Below are 18,561 nucleotides of genomic sequence, written 5' to 3'. Positions count from 1 at the left end.
AATGATCGGCCCTGAGAGGTGTGGCTGGCTGCGGTTTCGGGAATCTGCCGGACGGAAGGCGGCCCCCACCGGGCTCGCCGTGATGCACGATACTTTGGCGTACGTTCCAGATATTCGCTAGTGTGAGTGCATGGCCCGTACTCGTGAGTTCGACCTCGACGCCGCGGTGGACGCGGCCATGCAGGTGTTCCGGAGCAAGGGCTACGAGGGCACCTCGATCCGTGACCTCGCGGAGGCGACCGGCCTGGGCAGCGGCTCGATCTACGCCGCGTTCGGCAGCAAGGACGGTCTGTACCTGGCCGCGCTCGACCTCTACCGGCACCGCTACGCCGCCCCGCTGGTCGAGATGCTGCGCGCGGGCAACGACGCCCGCGAGGTCGTCCGTGCGATGTTCGTCGACCTGGTGGACGACGTCGCCGGCGACGGTCAGCGTCTCGCCTGCCTGATCGTCGGGGCATCGATGGAACGGGCCCACCACGACCTGCGGGTCGCCGAGCGACTCCGCTCGACCACCCAGTCCGTGGAGTTGGCGCTCTACGACCTGCTCGCCGAGGGGCAGCTGCGGGGTCAGATCCCGGCCGACCGCAGCGCCAGCGACCTGGCCGCCTTCCTGGTGACCAGCCTCCAGGGCCTGCGGGTGATGGGCGCCATCAACCCGGACCGAGCGGCCCTGATGCGCTCCGCCGAGGTCGCGCTCAGCTGCCTGAGCTGACCGCCCGCACTGGGCTGACCGGCACCCCCGCGCGGCGATGGCCTACCCGGTCGCGGAGAGCAGCGCCTCGGCGAGGTCGGTGCGGGCGCTGAGCAGTGTCCGGCCCCGCCGGTGCGTCACCACCAGGCCGGCCGCGCGCAACGCGGTGAGGTGTTGGGAGACCCCGCCGGGCGACATCCCGGCGCGTCGGGCCAGCTCCGTGGTGCTCACCGGCCCGGTCAGCTCGGTGAGCAGCCGGGCCCGCCCGCGACCGATCACGGCGGCCAGCGCGTCCGGTACGCCGTTCGGGCGCTCCCACAGTGTGCCGAGCCCGCGTGCCGGGTAGGCGAGTTGCGGCGCGCCCCCGGCGGAGACACTCAGCACGGACGGCCAGACGAAGACCGACGGGACCAGCACCAGCCCCGGCCCGTCCGGGACGTCCGGGGCCAGGCAGTGCCGCTGCGCGATGAGCAGGGTGTCGTCCTCCCACCGGACCTGCCGATGCAGGTCGTTGAGGAGCACGGCCGCGCCGTCCTCGGCCAGCAGACGGGCGCGGGCGGTGACGTCGGCGTCGAGCAGCAGCCGTAGCCGTGGCCAGTGCGGGGCCAGGGCGATCCGCCAGTACGCCTCGATCTCCTCGGCCAGCCGCCGCAGCCCGGCTGGCGGGTCGGCGTACAGGGCGGCGAGCGCCGGGCTTCGGTCGCCCGGGTACAGGTCCAGGTGCGTGCGGACGGTGTCGGCCGGGGTGGCGCGCAGGGCGGCCAGTTCGGCGGCCAGGTCCGGGATGAGACCGGCGGACGGAGGGGTGAGGAAATCGGCCAGGTATCCGGGCGGGGCCGGCACCAGCTGCCAGAGCAGCCCGCCGTCCGGGCCGGCCAATCCGGCCTCGACCAGCGGTGGACGGACCCGACGTACCCAGGGCAGGTGGACGGCGTGGTCCCCGGGGTCGCGCAGCACCCGGACGCTCGCGACGACCTCCCACAGGCAGGAGACGGCGAACCGGATGCGGGCTACGGCGCCCGCCGACAGGCCGATGGCGACCACGGCACCCCCGTTGGATTCAGCTGGGACTGAAACATTACTGCGGCGGTCGGGGCGGGCCGAGACTTGCCGGGTGAGCGAACACCACACCCGAGCAGAACTGTTCCGATCCCTGCACACCCCCGGATCGCCGCTGGTCCTCGTCAACGCCTGGGATGCCGCGAGCGCCCGGATCGTGGCGGCCGCCGGCGTCCGCGCGGTGGCCACCACCAGCGCCGGCGTCTCCTGGAGCCTGGGCGCCCCGGACGGCGACGTCCTCGGTCGCGACGCGGCCGTCGACTTGGTCGGCCGGGTCGCCGCCGCGGTGCCGCTGCCGGTCACCGCGGACATCGAGTCCGGGTACGGGGCGACGCCGGCGGAGGTCGGTACGACCATCCGCGCGGTGCTGGACGCCGGTGCCGTCGGCGTGAACATCGAGGACGCCCGACGCGAGGCCGGCCCGCCGTTGCGCGACGTGCCCGACCAGTGCGCCCGGATCGCCGCGGTGCGGGCCGCCGCCGACGCGGCGGGGCTGCCGGTCTACGTCAACGCCCGGATCGACACGTTCCTCAGCGGCACCGGCGGCCGGGACGAGACCGTGGCCCGGGCCACCGCCTATCTCGCGGCCGGCGCGGACGGCATCTTCGTGCCCGGGGTGGTCGATCCGGTGACCATCCGCGCGCTGGTGCAGGCGGTGCCGGCGCCGCTGAACGTGCTCGCCGGGCCGGGTGCGCCGGCGGTGGGGGAGCTGGCCCGCCTGGGGGTGGCCAGGGTGAGCCTCGGCTCGTCGGTCGCGGAGGCCGCGTACGCGGTTGCCCGCCGGGCGGCGGACGAGGCGCTCGGCGCGGGCACGTACGACGCGCTGGCGGACGCCCTCGACTACGGCACGCTCAACGCGTTGATGCGCTGAACGGGGAGGGCGGGGCCATTGCCGACGACGGGCCGGTCACCTCGGTCGAGGTGGCCAGCCCGTCGTCGCGTGATCTGCCGGCTCCACCGGCGATGGGCAGGGGTCGGATCACAGCGGCGGGCCGATGTCCCGCCGCTCCTCGACCCGGCGGTACTCCACTGGCTCCTCGACCCGCCGGTACTCGACCGGCTGCTCGCTGGTGGTGACCACCGCGCGGCGGCGACCCCAGATCAGCGTGGTCATGATCAGGCCGAGCACGCCGGCCGCCATCAGGATCCAGCCGACCACGTCGAGGTCGATGCCGCCGACGCTCGCGTCCAGGGCGAAGGTGAGGATCGCGCCGAGCGCGATGAGGAAGATGCTGGTGCCGATACCCACGACAGCCTCCTTAGGGGGTGTGGTGCGCTGTCGAGGTCCTTCAGTACCCCCTCACCAACCAGCGCAACCACCACGGCCGCAGGGTGCCGCGCCCAGCGATCTTGGCATCGGGTAGAGTTCACCCGTCGCCGGCACTTGCCGGAGACGTGCGGACGTAGCGCAGCTGGTAGCGCATCACCTTGCCAAGGTGAGGGTCGCGGGTTCGAATCCCGTCGTCCGCTCGCGATCCGCCCCGCGATCCTGATTGTCGGGTCGGGCGATCACCACGGGCGATTGGCGCAGTGGGAGCGCGCTTCCTTGACACGGAAGAGGTCACTGGTTCAAACCCAGTATCGCCCACCAGATTCATCCGTAGTGATGCTGAGCTGCGGCGGCGCTCATTCCCCCTTTTCCCTGAGGGTGCGCGCTGGTGTGGTCGCGGCTTCTACGCGGAACACGGGATAGCGCGCCGCTATCGCCTCGAAAGCCGTCAGGGGTGCGCCGCGGTCCACGGGCAGGTGTGGTCGTGCTCCAGGCACCTTCTGCAGGTACCGCTTGAGGATCGGGGCACGCTCTTCGACGGGTACCTCGACCAGTTGGCGGGGCCGGGCGCGGCCGCGTCGGATGGTGACCCGGCCGTCCGCCGCCCGGACGTTGCGGACCCAGTTGCAGTCGTTGCCCAGCATCGAGACCAGGTACCAGACGCCGTCCCGGTCGGCCATGCCGAGCGGGAACCGGGTGATCCGCCCGGTGCGACGGCCCGGCACCTCAAGGGTGACCCAACGTCGGGGCAGCAGGCCGGCACCCTGTACGACCGCCCAGAACCGGGCGAACCGGCGGGCCGTCGAGTTGCCGCGCCCTCCGGTGTACATGGCCCGGAGTTCGTCATCGGCATATGGCCAGCGTGCCATCGGGTCCTCCCAGTGCGCGGCTCGTGCGGCGTCGTCTTCCTTCTTTAAAGGTTGCCGATGTCAGACCAGAGATACAGAGTCCAAAGTCCACATCCGGTTCGAGGACGTCATCCGGGACGCGGCCCGCCGACAATCCGGTGGCGGTCCGGATCGGTCGTTGCGAGACTCTGACCTGTGCGAGAGCCGGACCGTTTCCGAGCCGCCGTCGGCGCCTGGGCGGCTGGCGGCACGGATGCCGCAGCGGCCGCCGCGGCGGCCCGTGAGTTGGCCCGCGACGGCCTGGCCACGGTCGTGCTCGTCGAGGGGGTCAGCGACCAGTGCGCGGTGGAGGCGCTGGCCGCACGGCGCGACCGTGACCTGGCCGACGAGGGCGTGTGTGTGGTGCCGATCGGGGGCGCCATGAGCGTCGGGCGGTTCCTGCGGCTCGTCGGTGCACAGGGGCTCGCCCTGACGGTGCGGGGGCTCTGTGACGAGGCCGAGGAGAGCTACTTTCGGCGCGGGCTCGAACAGGCCGGCCTGGGCAGTGGCCTGACCCGGTCGGCGATGGAGGCGCTCGGCTTCTACGTGTGCGTCGCCGACCTCGAGGACGAGCTGATCCGCGCGCTCGGCAGCACCGGCGTCGAGCAGGTCCTCGCGGCGGAGAAGGACCTGGCCAGGTTCCGGGTCTTCCAGAACCAGCCCGCGCAGCGCGAGCGGTCGGTCGAGCGGCAACTGCGCCGCTTCATGGGCACCATGAGCGGTCGCAAGGCCCGGTACGCCCGCGCGCTCGTCCGCGCCCTCGACCCGGCCTGCGTACCCCGACCGTTGGACCACCTTCTCGCCGGCTAGCCCAACCGACCTGCCGCGTCAGCCAGCGGTTCTGCCAGCGGCAGATCCGCTACCGGTGAACATGGGTGTCACCCGCTCTGGCCAGCAGGCAGGGTGGACCGCATGAGACTGCTGGTGCTGGGCGGGACGGGTTTCGTGGGTGGAGCGACGGTGGCCGACGCGGTTCGCCGCGGCTGGTCGGTGACGGTGTTCAACCGGGGGATGCACGGCACGGTCCCGCCCGGCGTACAGCGGTTGCGGGGTGACCGGACGCAGCCGGACGGCCTGGCGGCGCTGGCGGGCGGCGAATGGGACCTGGTGGTCGACACCTGGGACGATGCCCCCCGGGCGGTGCGGGACGCGGCTCGCGCGCTGGTCGGCGCGGTCCCGCACTACGCCTACATCTCCAGCGGCTCGGTCTACGCCCAGCCGGTGCCGGCGCAGGTCGGCGAGGAGGCGCCCACTGTGGGCACGGCCGCCGCCGACGCCACCGGGGGAGACTACGCGGAGTGCAAGGCGGGCGGGGAGTTGGCCGCGACGGAGGTCTACGGCGAGCGGGCGCTGCTGGTGCGCGCCGGGTTGATCCTCGGGCCGGGGGAGGACATCGGCCGGCTGCCGTGGTGGCTGCAGCGGGTGGCCCGCGGCGGTGACGTGCTCGCGCCCGGCCCCCGGGATCTGCCCGTGCAGTACATCGACGTGCGCGACCTGGCCGCGTGGACGCTGGACCGCGCCGCCGAGCGGGTCGGCGGTGCCTTCAACGTGATCAGCCACCCGGGGCACACCACGATGGGCGAGCTGCTCGACACGGTCGTCGCGGTGACCGGCTCCGGCGCCCGGCTGCACTGGACCGACCCGGCGCCGATCCTGGCCGCCGGCGTGGTCCCCTGGAACGACCTGCCCATCTGGGTTCCGGAGGGTCACGAGTTCCGGTGGATGCAGGAGCGCGGCGTGCAGAAGGCGTACGCGGCGGGGCTGACGTGCCGACCGGTGGCCGACACCGTCGCCGACACCTGGCGCTGGCTGCGTGCGGTGGGGTCGGTGCCACCGCGCGCCGGCCGGCCGGCCCGGGAGCCGGTGGGGCTGGATCCCGCCCGGGAGGCGGAGCTGCTCACCGCCTGACCGGGCGTCCGCCGTCGACGGGGTGCGGCTGGTGATGCCGGCTCAGGCCGGCACCACCGGCAGGTCCAGCACCTCGTCGATGCTGCGGCGTGGGGTCGGTCGGCCGGGCTGGCCGTACCCGATCCGCAGCACCATCTGCGGTGTGCCGAACCGGCCCAGCGACAGCCGCAGTTGCTCCCGCGCGCCGGGCACCTCGATCGGCTGGGAGAGCATCGACACGCTGAGCCCGGCGTCGGTGGCGGTGAGCAGCACCCGTTGCAGGGCCTGCCCGGCGATGACCTGGTCCACCGCGGTGTTGCCCACCGAGCCGAGCACCGCCACCAGCGGCTCCGGCTCGAAGTCCCGCCCCGGGGCCCGGTCGAGCCCGCCGAAGGCGCGCGCCGGCAGCACGTCCTGCGGCTCGCTCTGCGGGCCGCCGGCCGAGGAGGGCACGCCGTCCGGTGCGGGCTCCCGGCGTAGCCACTGCTCGCGCTCCGCCCGGTAGGCCGGGTCCCGCTCCAGCACCCGGTGCGCGCTTCGGGCGATCTCGCCGAACGCGGCGACCGCGCTCACCCCGATCAGCATCTCCAGCCAGCACTCCTCGGTGCGGGCCGCCTCGCCGAGCCGCCAACGGGCGTCGGCCGGAACCGGGTTCGGCCAGAACGGCAGCCGGTTGCTGAACCGGCGGGGGATGGCGGCGTACAGGCTCTGCTCCGCGGGGGTGGGCGGGCGCGGGGTGTCCGGCACCAGCCGGACCAGCAGGTTCGGCTCGGCCGGGTCAGGGCGCAGCCGCACCTGGGCCGGGATGCCGGCGACGGCCAGCGCGATCCGCAGGTTGAACAGCGCGGCGCCGCAGGCGACCCGCACTCCCCACCCGCTCGGGTCGGTCGCCGGCAGCCGGCGGGCCGGGTCGGCCAGCACGTCGATCCCGCCGTCGCGCAGCCGCAACCGCCACGGCTGGGTGTTGTGCAGAGAGGGTGCCCGTACCGCGTCCATGGCGGCGGCCCGCAGCTGTGCGGGGGTGTAGCCGATGTCCATGGCGGGTGCTCCTTTCCCGGTGCCAGCGGCCGATGGTGCGGGCGACGCACCCCTACCGTCCGCCCGTCGGGTGGGCGGCGGGCAGGGCCGGACGTCCCGATCCGTCGTGCCCGACCGGCCCCCTGCCCGGGTCCGACCGTCGCGCTGGCCCGGCCTCGCAGGTGGAACCGGTGTGATCGGGACCTTCGGCCCGTGCACCTGACGCGGGACTCGGGTAGAAACGAGGAATGATCCGCGTGTTCCTCCTCGACGACCACGAGGTCGTCCGCCGTGGCCTGGCCGACCTCCTGCAGAGCAGCGGCGACATCGAGGTGGTCGGCGAGTCCGGCTCCGCGCAGGAGGCGGCCCGCCGCATTCCGGCGTTGCGGCCGGACGTGGCGATCCTCGACGCACGGCTGCCCGACGGCAACGGCATCAACGTGTGCCGCGACGTGCGCGCCGTCGACTCGTCCATCAAGGGCCTGATCCTCACCTCGTACGAGGACGACGAGGCGCTGTTCGCGGCGATCATGGCGGGCGCCGCCGGGTACGTGCTCAAGCAGATCCGCGGCACCGACCTGGTCGACGCCGTGCGTCGGGTGGCGGCCGGGCAGTCGCTGCTCGATCCGGCGATCACCACCCGGGTGCTGGAGCGCATCCGCAACGGCGTCGAGCAGCCGCGCGAGTTGAAGTCGCTCACCGAGCAGGAGCGACGGATCCTGGAGTATGTGGCGGAGGGGATGACCAACCGGGAGATCGCCGGGAAGATGTTCCTGGCCGAGAAGACGGTGAAGAACTACGTCTCCAGCGTGCTGGCCAAGCTGGGCCTGGAGCGCCGCACCCAGGCCGCCGTCCTGGCCACCCGCCTGCTCGGCAAGACCCCCTGACCCGACCCGCGCCGATCAGTCGCGCAGCGGCACGGACCAGCTCACCTCGGTGCCGTGCGGCTCGACCGGGCGGATCGTGAAGGTGCCGGCGTGACGTTCGGCGCGTTCGCGGAGGTTGACCAGCCCGCCTCGGGCGGCGCTCGGATCGCAGCCCACGCCGTCGTCGGTGACCGTGACGGTGACATGGCCGGCGTCGACGCGTACGGCCACGGCGACCTGGTCGGCCTGCGCGTGGCGGACCGCGTTGGACAGCGCTTCGCGCAGTACGGCGGTGAGGTCCGGGCGGATCGCGTCCGGGACGGCGCTGTCCACCGGCCCGGTCAGCTCCAGGTGGGGCTTGTGGTCCAGCGACTCGGCGGCCAGCTCGATCGCCTCGCGGATCTCGGTGCGCAGCGCTGCGGTCATGGGCGTGCGCAGCTCGAAGATGGTCCGGCGGATGTCCCGGATGGTGGCGTCCAGGTCGTCGACCGCCGCGTTGATCCGTTTGGCCACCTCCGGGCGGGTCATCATCGGCGCGGCGCTCTGTAGTTGCAGGCCGGTGGCGAAGAGCCGCTGGATCACGACGTCGTGCAGGTCGCGGGCGATCCGCTCGCGGTCCTCCAGGACCACCAGCAGCTCCCGCTCCTCCTGGCCACGGGCCCGCTCCATGGCCAGCGCGGCCTGCCCGGCGAAGCTGCCCAGCAGGGCCACGTCGTCCTCGCTGGTGCCGCCGCCGCGTTCCGGCCGGTGCGCCACGACCAGCACACCGTGCAGGGTCTCGGCGGTGGCCAGTGGTGAGATCACCGCCGGGCCGGTGTGCAGCAGCGCGGGCCACGGTGCGGCGTGCGCGAGATCGTCCACCTGGTCGTGGCGGCCCTCGGCCACCGCAGCGCCGAAGCTGGTGTCGGCGAACGGCAGGACCGTGCCGACCAGCGCCCGGGCCTGCTCGTCGGCGCCGTCGACCACCTCCACGGTGAACTGGGTGCTGTCGGTGTCGTAGAGCAGCACCAGCGACAGCTCCGCCTCGGCGACCTCCCGGGCACGGCGGGCGACCAGCGCCAGCGCGTCGGTGCGACGCACCTCGCCGAGCAGCACCGAGGTGATCTCCGCGGTCGCGGCCAGCCAGCGTTCCCGCCGGTGCGCCAGGGCGTACAGGCGGGCGTTCTCGATGGCCACGCCGGCCGCGGCGGCGAGCGCGACCACGATCTCCTCGTCGTCCTCGGTGAACTGCGCGCCGCCCTGCTTCTCGGCCAGGTAGAGATTGCCGAACACCTGGTCCCGGATGCGCACCGGCACGCCCAGGAAGCTGTGCATCGGCGGGTGGTTGGCCGGGAAGCCGTAGGAGCGGGGGTGCTGGGTGATGTCCGGCATCCGCAGTGGCCGGGGGTCGTCGATGAGCAGGCCGAGGACGCCCCGCCCGTGTGGCAGGTCGCCGATCTGGGCGTGCACCTCGGGGGAGATGCCGTGCACGATGAAGTCGTGCAGCAGCCGGTCCGGGCCGACCACGCCCAGCGCGCCGTACCGGGCGCCGGCCAGCTCGCAGGCCGCCTGCACGATGCGTTGCAGGGTGCTGCGCAGGTCCAGGTTGGTGCCGATGGCGACCACCGCGTCGAGCAGGGCGCGCAGCCGCTCCCGGCTGGTGACGACCTCGCCGACCCGGTCCAGCATCTCCTGGAGCAACTCGTCGAGGCGGACCCGCGGCAGCGGGCTCAGCCCGAGCGACGGGGTCACGTGGGCTTCCTGACGAGGCTGCGGGGCGCTGTTGGTCATCGAGCGATGGTATCGCCGATGATCGCCGTGGCCAGAACCGTCAACCCCGCTCGCCGCGTACCGCGGTGGTGTCGATCACCTGCTCGGTGGTCAGCCGCGGGGTGTGCGGCGGGCCCGCGTGCGTCGGGTCCGCGATCCCCAATCGCAGCACGAGGTACGGGAAGCCGAGCCCGGCGAGCAGGTGCCGGAGGCTCTGCCGGGTGCCCTCCACCTCCACCACCGAGCTGAGCGGTACCAGCGAGACGCCGAGCCGGGTGGCGGTCAGCCAGGCGGCGGAGAGCGCCTCGCCAGCGCGCAGCCAGCTGTCCGGTTCGTCCTCGTCGCCGTAGAGCATCGCGTACACGGCGGCCCGGTCGTGGCCGGGGCCGATCGGCAGGCCGCCGGGGTGGCCGAAGTCGCGGGCCGGCACGGTGGTCTGCGGAGGCTGTTCGGGCAGCACCTCCGGTGGCAGCCCGGTGCCGGTGCCGGCCCTGCTGGTCCAGTACGCCAGCTCGGCGCGCAGCTGCGGATCCTCGGCCTCGACGGTGTCGGCGTGCCCGGCCGCGGCGGCCAGCTCGAGCACCTGGTCGCCGTCGAGGATCTGCAACCGGCCGCCCTCGGTGGTGACCGCCCGGGTGATCTCCCCGATCGCGGCGGTCGGCACCGGCTCGTCGCTGACCGGCCGCCGGTCGGTGTGCCGGATCTGCATGCACTGCACCATCCGCATGGCGTCCGGGTCGGCCGTCACGCGGGTGAGGGTGGTCAGCCGGGCCAGCAGCTCGCGGTCGGCCGGGTCGGGCATTCGCTCCACCACGGCGCGCCACCCCTCGGCGGCCAGCGCCAGGCGGGCGTGGTGCAGGGCGGCGCCGCAACTGATCGCGAGCAGCCGGCCCTCCGGGTCGGTGGCGGTGAGCTGCCGGTCGGCGACGGTGCGCAGCTCCAGTGCGTCAGGCAGCACCCGCCAGCGCCACGGCTGGGTGTTGTGCAGCGAGGGGGCGTGGCCAGCGGTGGCGGCGGCCTCCGCCAGCGCGGTGGTCAGCTGGCTCTCCTGACTCATGGTCACGACCTTTCCATCTCTGCCCATCGTGCCTCACGGCACGGTGCTGTGCGCGGCTTGCCGGTCCATCCTCTGGCATCCGAGGGAGTCCCGCACGGGCCGCAGGCGCCGATCACATCGCGTCGTTACGCCCGCCGGACCAGGCCCGGGGTCAGCGTTCCCGGACCACCGCGACCGGGCAGTGGGTGTGCTGGATCAGCTGTTGGCTGACCGAGCCGAGCAGCATGCCGGCCAGGCCGCCCCGGCCCCGGCTGCCGACCACCACCAGCCGCGCGTCGCGGCTCGCCTCGATCAGCATGGCCGCCGGGCTGCCCGGGACCAGGTCGACGGTCACGGTCAGTTCGGGGAACGTCCGCCGCCATGGCTCCACGTTCTCCTCCACCGCGGCCCGCTCGTCCGGGACCCCGGCCGCCCCGCCGGGGCCGGGCGTCCAGGCCCGCAGGACGCGCAGCGGCACCCGCCGCTGGGCCGCCCGCTCGGCCGCGAAGCCGAGCGCCACCAGCGACGGCTCGGAACCGTCCACGCCGACCGCCACCGGCCCGGCCGTCGCGTCCGCCGGTGCGCTGCCGGCCCCGTCCCGGACCACCACGACCGGGCAGTGCGCGTGTGCGGCGACCGCCACCGCCGTCGATCCAGCCAGCAGCCCACCGAACCCGCCGTGGCCGCGGCTGCCGAGCACCAGCAGCCCGGCCTTGGCCGAGCGTTCCTGCAGTACCAGGGCGGGTGGCCCGTCGAACACCTCGCCGGTGACGGTGAGCCCGGGGTGCGCGGCGGCGGCCTTCGCCGCCGCGTCCCGGACCAACTCCTCCACCTGTCGCCGGGCGGCGTCGTCCGGCCAGATGCCGGGCGCCACGCCCGGGCCGACCCAGCTGGCTACGGTCAGCCATTCGAAGACGTACGCCAGCCGCACCGGCTGGCCGCTGCGCCCAGCCTCGTCCAGCGCCCAGTCCAGGGCCACCGAGGCGTCGGTGGAGCCGTCGTAGCCGACCAGAATTTCCGAGTCGCGCACGTTGTCCTCCTCAGGGGTTGGTCGGGTCGATTTCCCGGACCCAGCGCCACTCCGCGACCTGTGGGTCATCCTCGCCGTGCCGGCGGGTGTAGTCGCGGGCCGACTGCCGGGCGTCGACCATCTGCTGGCGCAGGTGCGCGGCGCGGGCCGCCAGCCCGGGCACCCGGTCGATGACGTCGATGACCAGGTGGAAGCGGTCCAGGTCGTTGAGCATCACCATGTCGAACGGCGTGGTGGTGGTGCCCTCCTCCTTGTAGCCGCGCACGTGCAGGTTGTCGTGGTTGGTACGGCGGTAGGTGAGCCGGTGAATCAACCACGGGTAGCCGTGGTAGGCGAAGATGATCGGCCGATCCGCGGTGAAGATGGTGTCGAACTCGTTGTCGGGCAGGCCGTGCGGGTGCTCGGTGGCCGGCTGGAGTCGCATCAGGTCCACCACGTTGACCAGCCGCACCCTCAGGTCCGGCAGGTGCCGGCGCAGCAGGTCGGCGGCGGCCAGCGTCTCCAGCGTGGGGACGTCCCCGCAGCAGGCGAGCACCACGTCCGGCTCGCTGCCGCCGTCGCTGCTGGCCCACTCCCAGATGCCCAGGCCGCGCCGGGTGTGCTGGATCGCCTCGGTCATCGACAACCAGTTCGGCGCCGCCTGCTTTCCGGCCACCACCACGTTGATGTAGTGCCGGCTGCGTAGGCAGTGGTCCATCGTCGCGAGCAGCGTGTTGGCGTCCGGCGGCAGGTAGACCCGGACCACCTCGGCCTTCTTGTTGACCACGTGGTCGATGAAGCCGGGGTCCTGGTGGGAGAAGCCGTTGTGGTCCTGTCGCCAGACGTGGCTGGAGAGCAGGTAGTTCAGTGAGGCGAGCGGCTGCCGCCAGGGGATGCCCCGGGTCACCTTCAACCACTTGGCGTGCTGGTTGAGCATCGAGTCGACGATGTGGATGAACGCCTCGTAGCTGGTGAACAGGCCGTGCCGGCCGGTCAGCAGGTAGCCCTCCAGCCAGCCCTGGCACAGGTGCTCGGAGAGCACCTCCATCACCCGGCCGTCCGGGGAGAGGTGCTCGTCGCTGGGCACCGTGTCGGCCACCCAGGCCCGGTCGGTCACCTCGAAGGCGGCGCCCAGCCGGTTGGAGGCGACCTCGTCCGGGCCGAACAGCCGGAACGTCTCCGGGTTGGCGGCGATGACGTCCCGGATCCACGCGCCGAGCACACCGGTCGCGCCGGCCATCGGCTCGCCCGGCTGGGGGACGTCCACGCCGTACTCGCGGAAGTCGGGCAGCGTCAGGTCGCGGAGCACCACCCCGCCGTTGGTGACCGGGTTGGCGCTCATCCGCCGGTCGCCGTGCGGCGGCAGCGTGCACAGCTCGTCCACCGGCGCGCCGGTGGCGTCGAACAGCTCCTCGGGGCAGTAGCTGCGCAGCCAGCGCTCCAGCTCGGCCAGGTGCGCCGGGTTGTCCCGCACCCCGGACAGCGGCACCTGGTGGGCGCGGTAGGTGCCCTCCACCTGGGTGCCGTCGACCTCGCTCGGCCCGGTCCAGCCCTTCGGCGTCCGCAGGATGATCATCGGCCAGCGGGGACGCTCGACGGCGCCGCCGGAGCGCGCCTTGAGTTGGATCGCGGTGATCTCGTCCAGCGCACGGTCCATCGTCGCGGCGAGCGTGCGGTGCACCTGGGCCGGGTCGTCGCCGGCCACCACGTACGGCTGGTAGCCCGAGCCGCGCATGAGGTCGAGCAGGTCCGCCTCGGGGATCCGGGCCAGCACGGTCGGACTGGCGATCTTGTAGCCGTTGAGGTGCAGGATGGGCAGCACCGCACCGTCGCGGGCCGGGTTGAGGAAGACGTTCGAGAGCCAACTGCCGGCCAGCGGCCCGGTCTCCGCCTCACCGTCGCCGATCACACAGGCGACCACCAGGTCCGGGTGGTCGAAGGCGGCGCCGTAGGCGTGGCTCAACGCGTACCCCAGCTCGCCGCCCTCGTGGATCGAGCCCGGCACCTCCGCCGCCACGTGGCTGGGAATGCCGCCCGGGAAGGAGAACTGCCGGAACAGCCGGGCCATCCCGGCCTCGTCGCGCGAGACGTCGTGGTAGCGCTCCGACCAGGTGCCCTCCAGCCAGGTGTTGGCCACGATGGCCGGGCCGCCGTGCCCGGGGCCGGTGACCAGCATGGCGTTCAGGTCGCGCGCCACGATCACCCGGTTGAGGTGGGCGTAGATCAGGTTGAGCCCGGGGCTGGTGCCCCAGTGACCGAGCAGCCGCGGCTTGATGTCGTCGACGGTCAGCGGCTCCCGCAGCAGCGGATTACCCAGCAGGTAGATCTGCCCGACGGTGAGGTAGTTCGCGGCTCGCCAGTAGGCGTCCAGCCGGCGCAGCTCGTCGTCGGTGAGGGCACGGCGCGCGTCGAGAGCGGTGTCCATGATGCTGAACCTCTCGCGGGTAGGAGTGGGGCGTCCGGCGTCCAGCCTCGTCGCCGCCGACGCCCCAGGGTCAGGGCCGTTGGTCCCGGGTCGGGCGGACGTCGGGCCCAGTCAGCGGAATGTCGGTCAGCCCGCGGACGACGATCACCGGGGCCGGGGAGTGGTAGAGCAGGGACTGGGCGACCGAACCGAGCATTCCACGCCCCGGTTCGTCGCCGCGGGCGGCGACCAGCGTCAGCTGCGCCGAGCGCGACATGTCGACCAGCACCTGCTCGGGAGCGCCGCGGATGACGCGGCACTCGACCGGCACCTCCGTGCGGCGGGCGGCGTGGCGGGCCATCAGCTCGGTGAGCTGATCGGTGACCTCGGCGGTGTCCTCGTCGGGCTCCACCACCCGCAGCGCCAGCAGTCGGGCGCTGCGCCGGGTCGCGCACTCGAAGGCCCACTGCAGGGCGAGGGTCGAGCTGGGCGAGCCGTCCACCCCGACCAGCATCGGGCCCGGCGGCGGCGGGTCGTCGCGGACGACCAGCAGCGGGCAGCCGGCCCGTGCGGCCAGCTGCACGGCAGGCGTGTCGGACGCGACGCACTCGCCGCTGCCGGCCATCCCGCTGTCGCCGACCGCGAGCAGGAAGGCCGCCTCCGACCGGCGGATCAGGGTGAGCAGCATGGCGTTCTCGATGATCTCGCCGCGTACGGTCAGTCCCGGCTCGACCTCGTGGGCGAGCTGGGCGGCCCGGGTGATCAGGTCTTCGGCGTGGTCCCGGGGCGCGGCGACGGTGTCCGCGGCGAAGGCCGCCTGCCAGTCGAAGACGTGCAGCAGGTGCAGCGGCCGGCCGTGGGTGGCGGCCTCCTGTGCGGCCAGTCGGACGACCGGGAGGTCGCGGTCCGAGCCGAGACCGACCAGCACCGCTGCATCGGCGGATGCGGCCATCCGACATCACCTCCCGGGCGTCGCGCCCGGCACGACCACGCTGTCCCTGACCGAGGGTAGTCGGGTGGTCACGATGGTGGGCCGGATCGGGGGTGCTGTCGATGTGGGTTCTCAGCGAAGGTGCCACGTTCGTGGCCACTCAGTCGAGACAGAACTCGTTGCCCTCGATGTCCTGCATCACGAGGCACGACTCGTTGTCGCCATCGGCAAGCAGTAGTCGCACGCGTGCCGCGCCGAGCGGGACCAGTCGTGCGCATTCGGCCTCAAGTGCGGCCAGGCGCTCTTCACCCACGAGCCCGGTGCCGACCCGCACGTCAAGATGCAGCCGATTCTTGACGACCTTGCCTTCGGGAACGCGCTGGAAGAACAGTCGCGGGCCGACACCTGAGGGATCACCGCATGCGAACGCTGAACCCTGTTGCTCGGGCGGCAGCGCGCGATCGAACTCGTCCCAGGTGGCGAATCCCTCGGGTGGCGGCGGTACCACGTACCCCAACACCTCGCACCAGAAGCGGGCGACGCGCTCAGGCTCTGCGCAGTCGAAGGTGACTTGGAACTGCTTGACCGACGCCATCGGTCCACCATAGGGGCGGGGTCTGTCGTTGTCTCCACGGACCCGCCCCTGGTGGTGAGAACGGATCAACCTCGCTGAGCACCCACAGTTGATTCCTGGCGGCGCCGTTCGTCAACTGGGGTTGACGCGAGTGGCGCTGTCAACGTATGTTGACGGCATGAGTCAGGCGACGGAACTCGCGGCGGCAGCCGGCAGCACCGACCCCCGGGTCGGGCTGCGCGCCGTCCGCGCGCTGCGCCGGCTGCTCGAGCGGCTCGAGGTGGTCCAGGTGGACAACGCCCGTCGACAGGGCTGGTCCTGGCAGGAGATCGCCGACGCGCTCGAGGTCAGCCGGCAGGCGGTGCACAAGAAGCACGCCGGGCGGCCGGCGGTCAATCAATCCTGGGAGGCGTGATGTTCGAACGGTTCACCGACCGGGCGCGCGACGTGGTGCACCGGGCGCTGGAGGAGGCGCGGGCCGAGGGCCAGCGGCCGGTCGGCACCGAGCACCTGCTGCTCGCCCTGACGGCCGACGAGGCCGGCCTGGCCAGCCGGGTGCTGGCCGACGCCGGGGTACGCGCCGACGACCTGCGCGAGCGGGTCCGCCGACACACGGCCAGCGGCGGCGCCGGCCTCGGCGACGCGGACGCGGCGGCGCTGCGCGAGATCGGCATCGACCTGGCCGCGATCGTGGCCCGAATCGAGCAATCCTTCGGCCCGGACGCACTGCGCGAGGCTGTGCCGGCACCGCGCCGCCGCTGGGGCCGCCGGCGTTTCCTCGGCGGGCCGTTCTCGCCCCGGTCCAAGAAGGTGCTGGAGTTGTCGCTGCGGGAGGCGCTGCGGCTGCGTCACCGCCACATCGGCACCGAGCACATCCTGCTCGGGGTGCTCCGCGAGGGCCAGGGCCTGGGTGCGCTGGTGCTCACCGAGGCCGGGGCCGACCTCGACGATCTGCGCCGACGGGTGGAGAGCGCCCTGCGGACGGCGGCCTGACAGCGGTCGCGTGAAACAGCGGCAGGCGTGTTGAAACCTGTCTGTGGCACTTCCGACGCCGGCCGCTCGTGGGCTCGCTGAAGGCGTACCGGTGCTGCACACTGGCGCCGTGGATGCTGGACAGGAAAGGCGGCCCTCGGGCGGCGACGGCGGGCTGCGGTCCGCCGTCGTGGTCAACCCGGTGAAGGTCGACGATCTCGACGAGCTGCGCCGCACCGTGAACGACGCCCTCGCCGCCGCCGGCTGGCCCGAGCCGCAGTGGTTCGAGACCACTGCCGATGACCCCGGGCGCGGCCAGACCGAGCAGGCCGTCAAGGCCGGCGTCGACCTGGTCTTCGCCTGCGGTGGCGACGGCACCGTGATGTCCTGCGTCAGCGGCCTGGTCGGCACGGACGTGGCGCTGGCCGTGCTGCCCCAGGGCACCGGCAACCTGCTCGCCGCCAACCTGGGTCTCTCCACCGACATGGCCGCCGGGCTGCAGGTCGCCATCGAGCGCGGCCGACGGCTGCTCGACGTCGGCGCCGTCGAGGACCAGTACTTCACCGTGATGGCCGGCATGGGCTTCGACGCCCAGATGCTGGCCGCCACCTCCGAGACCACCAAGGCCCGGATCGGCTGGCCGGCGTACGTGGTGGGTGCCGCCCGGCACCTGCGGGACCGGCCGATGCGGGTGCAGATCCGCATCGACGACCGCCCGCCGGTGCGCCGCCGGGCCCGCTCGGTGCTGATCGCCAACGTGGGCCGGCTCCAAGGCGGCGTGCGGCTGCTCACCGAGGCCGAGCCGGACGACGGCTGGCTCGACATCGCGGTGCTCACCCCACGCAACCTGCGACACTGGCTCGCGCTCGGCTGGGCCGTGATCCGCCGCAACGGCCGGGTGCCGCAGATGGAGGTGTTCCGCGGCCGGCGCGTGGTGGTCACCAGCAACCGGGCCCAGCCCCGGGAGCTGGACGGCGACCTCATCTCCCCGGGCCGGCAGCTGCGGGCGGAGGTCCGGCCCCAGGCGCTCTGGCTCTGCGTGCCACAGCCCGAGGACGCCCCCGACCTGGCCGTCGACGCGCAGCGAGTCGGGGAACGGGGCGAGCAGCTGATCGAGGAAGCGCGCCGTGAGTAGCACCCGGATCGTGCCGGAGACCCGGCTGATGGCCGACGAGGAGCTGTCCGCCGACGACGCCTGGCACACCCTGCGCCGCCAGGGCGGCTGGCACCTGCTGCGGGACGCCTTCATCCGTTTCCGCTACGGCGACGGGTTCAGCCACGCCCGGGCCTTCGCGCTGCAGCTCTGCCTCGCCGTGGTGCCGTTCATGATCGCCCTCACCGGCCTGATCAGCGAGCTGGGCGTCGAAGAGGGCGGCCGCGTGGTCGCCGACACCGTCCTGGCGCTCACCCCCGGCCAGAGCGAGCAGGTGGTCGCCGAGCTGCTCGGCGAGGGCGAACGTGTCGAGGACGCGGGCGAACTGGCGCTCACCCTCGGCCTGCTCACCGGGCTGGTCGCGCTGACCACCACGATGGCCCAGATCGAACGGGGCGCCAACCGCATCTACGGCGTGGAGCGGGACCGCCCGGCGCTGCGGAAGTACTTCCGTGCCGCCGTGCTGGCCCTCACCGCCGGCCTGCCCGCGTTGGCCGGCTTCCTGATCCTGGTCGCCGGCGGCGCGGTGGGCGACTCGGTACGGGAGCACTACGAGTGGGGTGCGGTCGCCAACGGCGTCTGGAACGTGATCCGCTTCCCGCTGAGCCTCGGGCTGACCGTGCTCGCCGTGGCGGTGCTGTTCCGGCGCGCGCCGCGCCGCAAGCAGCCCGGCCTCTCCTGGCTGTTCTTCGGCGCCGGCATCGCCACGGCGCTGTGGTGGCTGGCCAGCCTGCTGCTCGCCGCGTACGTGCGGTTCAGCGACGACTTCGGCCAGACCTACGGCGCGTTGACCGGGATGATGGCGCTGCTGCTCTGGGCCAACCTCACCGGCATGGCGCTCTTCGGCGGGCTGGCCTTCGCCGCCCAGCTGGAGGCGTTGCGCATCGGCGTGCAGGAGCCCGCCCAACCTGACCTTTGGGAGCCGGAGGCCGACCGTGCCGAGCTCTTCGACACCGGGGACATGACGGCCCTGTAGCCGCCCCCGTCCGACGTCCGCGTGTACGGGAGGCGCCGATCGGGTAAAGCGCACCGCCAGGCAGACAAGGGAGGTGCGGG

At 73.2% G+C, this 18,561-nt stretch carries 19 protein-coding genes and 2 tRNA genes; 11 read left to right on the top strand and 10 right to left on the bottom strand.

Annotation, left to right across the window (positions count from 1 at the left end):
* Positions 1–130: 130 nt before the first annotated feature.
* Entirely contained in the window at positions 131–712 is a 582-nt protein-coding gene (locus ABZV00_RS09180) for a TetR family transcriptional regulator (RefSeq protein ID WP_355603338.1), read from the top strand.
* 42 nt (positions 713–754) lie between these two features.
* On the opposite strand, the gene ABZV00_RS09175 is transcribed toward ABZV00_RS09180, so the two are convergent.
* On the bottom strand, positions 755–1,735 hold the full coding sequence (locus ABZV00_RS09175; protein ID WP_355603335.1) for a DUF5937 family protein: 981 nt from the start codon (positions 1,733–1,735) through the stop codon (positions 755–757).
* 70 nt (positions 1,736–1,805) lie between these two features.
* On the opposite strand from ABZV00_RS09175, the gene ABZV00_RS09170 reads away from it, so the two are divergent.
* A complete protein-coding gene (locus ABZV00_RS09170; protein ID WP_355603333.1) occupies positions 1,806–2,621 on the top strand; it encodes an isocitrate lyase/phosphoenolpyruvate mutase family protein in 816 nt (271 codons plus the stop codon).
* A 108-nt stretch (positions 2,622–2,729) separates the two neighbouring features.
* Here ABZV00_RS09170 and ABZV00_RS09165 read toward each other — a convergent pair whose 3' ends face one another.
* On the bottom strand, positions 2,730–2,999 hold the full coding sequence (locus tag ABZV00_RS09165) for a DUF6458 family protein (RefSeq protein ID WP_355603330.1): 270 nt from the start codon (positions 2,997–2,999) through the stop codon (positions 2,730–2,732).
* Positions 3,000–3,147: 148 nt separating this feature from the next.
* On the opposite strand from ABZV00_RS09165, the gene ABZV00_RS09160 reads away from it, so the two are divergent.
* Positions 3,148–3,220: transfer RNA gene (locus ABZV00_RS09160), tRNA-Gly, on the top strand.
* 46 nt (positions 3,221–3,266) lie between these two features.
* A tRNA-Val gene (locus ABZV00_RS09155) sits at positions 3,267–3,341 on the top strand.
* A 35-nt stretch (positions 3,342–3,376) separates the two neighbouring features.
* On the opposite strand, the gene ABZV00_RS09150 is transcribed toward ABZV00_RS09155, so the two are convergent.
* Complete coding sequence (locus ABZV00_RS09150) at positions 3,377–3,889, bottom strand: nitroreductase/quinone reductase family protein (RefSeq protein WP_355603327.1); 513 nt, start codon at positions 3,887–3,889, stop codon at positions 3,377–3,379.
* Between the two features lie 174 nt (positions 3,890–4,063).
* Between ABZV00_RS09150 and ABZV00_RS09145 the strand changes: the two genes are divergently transcribed.
* Together ABZV00_RS09145 and ABZV00_RS09140 are read left to right on the top strand one after the other, a co-directional pair.
* A complete protein-coding gene (locus tag ABZV00_RS09145) occupies positions 4,064–4,717 on the top strand; it encodes a TOPRIM nucleotidyl transferase/hydrolase domain-containing protein (protein ID WP_355603324.1) in 654 nt (217 codons plus the stop codon).
* Positions 4,718–4,819: 102 nt separating this feature from the next.
* A complete protein-coding gene (locus ABZV00_RS09140; RefSeq protein ID WP_355603321.1) occupies positions 4,820–5,815 on the top strand; it encodes an NAD-dependent epimerase/dehydratase family protein in 996 nt (331 codons plus the stop codon).
* 42 nt (positions 5,816–5,857) lie between these two features.
* Here the strand turns inward: ABZV00_RS09140 and ABZV00_RS09135 are convergent, their stop codons facing one another.
* Positions 5,858–6,832, bottom strand: a complete 975-nt coding sequence (locus tag ABZV00_RS09135) for a nitroreductase (protein WP_355603318.1) — start codon at positions 6,830–6,832, stop codon at positions 5,858–5,860.
* Positions 6,833–7,059: 227 nt separating this feature from the next.
* Between ABZV00_RS09135 and ABZV00_RS09130 the strand changes: the two genes are divergently transcribed.
* Positions 7,060–7,698 (top strand): response regulator transcription factor, encoded by a 639-nt coding sequence (locus tag ABZV00_RS09130; RefSeq protein ID WP_355603316.1) that lies wholly within the window; start codon positions 7,060–7,062, stop codon positions 7,696–7,698.
* Positions 7,699–7,713: 15 nt separating this feature from the next.
* Here ABZV00_RS09130 and ABZV00_RS09125 read toward each other — a convergent pair whose 3' ends face one another.
* The 6 genes from ABZV00_RS09125 to ABZV00_RS09100 form a co-directional block, all read right to left on the bottom strand.
* Complete coding sequence (locus tag ABZV00_RS09125; protein WP_355603313.1) at positions 7,714–9,447, bottom strand: GAF domain-containing sensor histidine kinase; 1,734 nt, start codon at positions 9,445–9,447, stop codon at positions 7,714–7,716.
* A 40-nt stretch (positions 9,448–9,487) separates the two neighbouring features.
* Positions 9,488–10,510, bottom strand: a complete 1,023-nt coding sequence (locus ABZV00_RS09120) for a nitroreductase (RefSeq protein ID WP_355603311.1) — start codon at positions 10,508–10,510, stop codon at positions 9,488–9,490.
* Positions 10,511–10,634: 124 nt separating this feature from the next.
* Positions 10,635–11,492, bottom strand: coding sequence for a universal stress protein (locus ABZV00_RS09115; protein WP_328425118.1), 858 nt, complete (start codon positions 11,490–11,492; stop codon positions 10,635–10,637).
* A 10-nt stretch (positions 11,493–11,502) separates the two neighbouring features.
* Entirely contained in the window at positions 11,503–13,896 is a 2,394-nt protein-coding gene (locus tag ABZV00_RS09110; RefSeq protein WP_355603308.1) for a phosphoketolase family protein, read from the bottom strand.
* Between the two features lie 70 nt (positions 13,897–13,966).
* Positions 13,967–14,827 carry a universal stress protein gene (locus tag ABZV00_RS09105; RefSeq protein WP_355603306.1) on the bottom strand — a complete coding sequence of 287 codons (861 nt, stop codon included), beginning with the start codon at positions 14,825–14,827 and terminating at the stop codon, positions 13,967–13,969.
* A gap of 139 nt (positions 14,828–14,966) precedes the next feature.
* On the bottom strand, positions 14,967–15,401 hold the full coding sequence (locus ABZV00_RS09100; RefSeq protein ID WP_355603303.1) for a VOC family protein: 435 nt from the start codon (positions 15,399–15,401) through the stop codon (positions 14,967–14,969).
* 157 nt (positions 15,402–15,558) lie between these two features.
* Between ABZV00_RS09100 and ABZV00_RS09095 the strand changes: the two genes are divergently transcribed.
* From ABZV00_RS09095 to ABZV00_RS09080, 4 genes are all read left to right on the top strand, one after another.
* Positions 15,559–15,795: an HTH domain-containing protein gene (locus ABZV00_RS09095; protein WP_074318164.1), complete on the top strand. Its 237-nt coding sequence runs from the start codon at positions 15,559–15,561 to the stop codon at positions 15,793–15,795.
* A complete protein-coding gene (locus ABZV00_RS09090; protein WP_328426397.1) occupies positions 15,795–16,373 on the top strand; it encodes a Clp protease N-terminal domain-containing protein in 579 nt (192 codons plus the stop codon). Before ABZV00_RS09095 ends, ABZV00_RS09090 begins: the two co-directional genes overlap by 1 nt.
* 109 nt (positions 16,374–16,482) lie before the next feature.
* Complete coding sequence (locus tag ABZV00_RS09085; protein ID WP_355603300.1) at positions 16,483–17,487, top strand: diacylglycerol kinase family protein; 1,005 nt, start codon at positions 16,483–16,485, stop codon at positions 17,485–17,487.
* Complete coding sequence (locus ABZV00_RS09080; protein WP_328425126.1) at positions 17,480–18,481, top strand: YihY/virulence factor BrkB family protein; 1,002 nt, start codon at positions 17,480–17,482, stop codon at positions 18,479–18,481. The genes ABZV00_RS09085 and ABZV00_RS09080 overlap by 8 nt, the downstream gene beginning before the upstream one ends.
* The last annotated feature ends 80 nt before the right edge of the window (positions 18,482–18,561 follow it).

The sequence above is a fragment of the Micromonospora sp. NPDC005173 genome, assembly GCF_040608515.1.
GTDB lineage: Bacteria > Actinomycetota > Actinomycetes > Mycobacteriales > Micromonosporaceae > Micromonospora.
Note: the sequence above shows the minus strand (reverse complement) of the source record. Positions and strands in the feature narration are given on the sequence as shown.

What these genes read in the sequence shown, in the direction of transcription:
- ABZV00_RS09110 (WP_355603308.1), bottom strand. Translation starts at nt 13,896, where the DNA reads ATGGACACCGCTCTCGACGCGCGCCGTGCCCTCACCGACGACGAGCTG.
- ABZV00_RS09120 (WP_355603311.1), bottom strand. Translation starts at nt 10,510, where the DNA reads ATGGGCAGAGATGGAAAGGTCGTGACCATGAGTCAGGAGAGCCAGCTG.
- ABZV00_RS09180 (WP_355603338.1), top strand. Translation starts at nt 131, where the DNA reads ATGGCCCGTACTCGTGAGTTCGACCTCGACGCCGCGGTGGACGCGGCC.
- ABZV00_RS09125 (WP_355603313.1), bottom strand. Translation starts at nt 9,447, where the DNA reads ATGACCAACAGCGCCCCGCAGCCTCGTCAGGAAGCCCACGTGACCCCG.
- ABZV00_RS09090 (WP_328426397.1), top strand. Translation starts at nt 15,795, where the DNA reads ATGTTCGAACGGTTCACCGACCGGGCGCGCGACGTGGTGCACCGGGCG.
- ABZV00_RS09135 (WP_355603318.1), bottom strand. Translation starts at nt 6,832, where the DNA reads ATGGACATCGGCTACACCCCCGCACAGCTGCGGGCCGCCGCCATGGAC.
- ABZV00_RS09150 (WP_355603327.1), bottom strand. Translation starts at nt 3,889, where the DNA reads ATGGCACGCTGGCCATATGCCGATGACGAACTCCGGGCCATGTACACC.
- ABZV00_RS09100 (WP_355603303.1), bottom strand. Translation starts at nt 15,401, where the DNA reads ATGGCGTCGGTCAAGCAGTTCCAAGTCACCTTCGACTGCGCAGAGCCT.
- ABZV00_RS09140 (WP_355603321.1), top strand. Translation starts at nt 4,820, where the DNA reads ATGAGACTGCTGGTGCTGGGCGGGACGGGTTTCGTGGGTGGAGCGACG.
- ABZV00_RS09130 (WP_355603316.1), top strand. Translation starts at nt 7,060, where the DNA reads ATGATCCGCGTGTTCCTCCTCGACGACCACGAGGTCGTCCGCCGTGGC.
- ABZV00_RS09095 (WP_074318164.1), top strand. Translation starts at nt 15,559, where the DNA reads ATGAGTCAGGCGACGGAACTCGCGGCGGCAGCCGGCAGCACCGACCCC.
- ABZV00_RS09105 (WP_355603306.1), bottom strand. Translation starts at nt 14,827, where the DNA reads ATGGCCGCATCCGCCGATGCAGCGGTGCTGGTCGGTCTCGGCTCGGAC.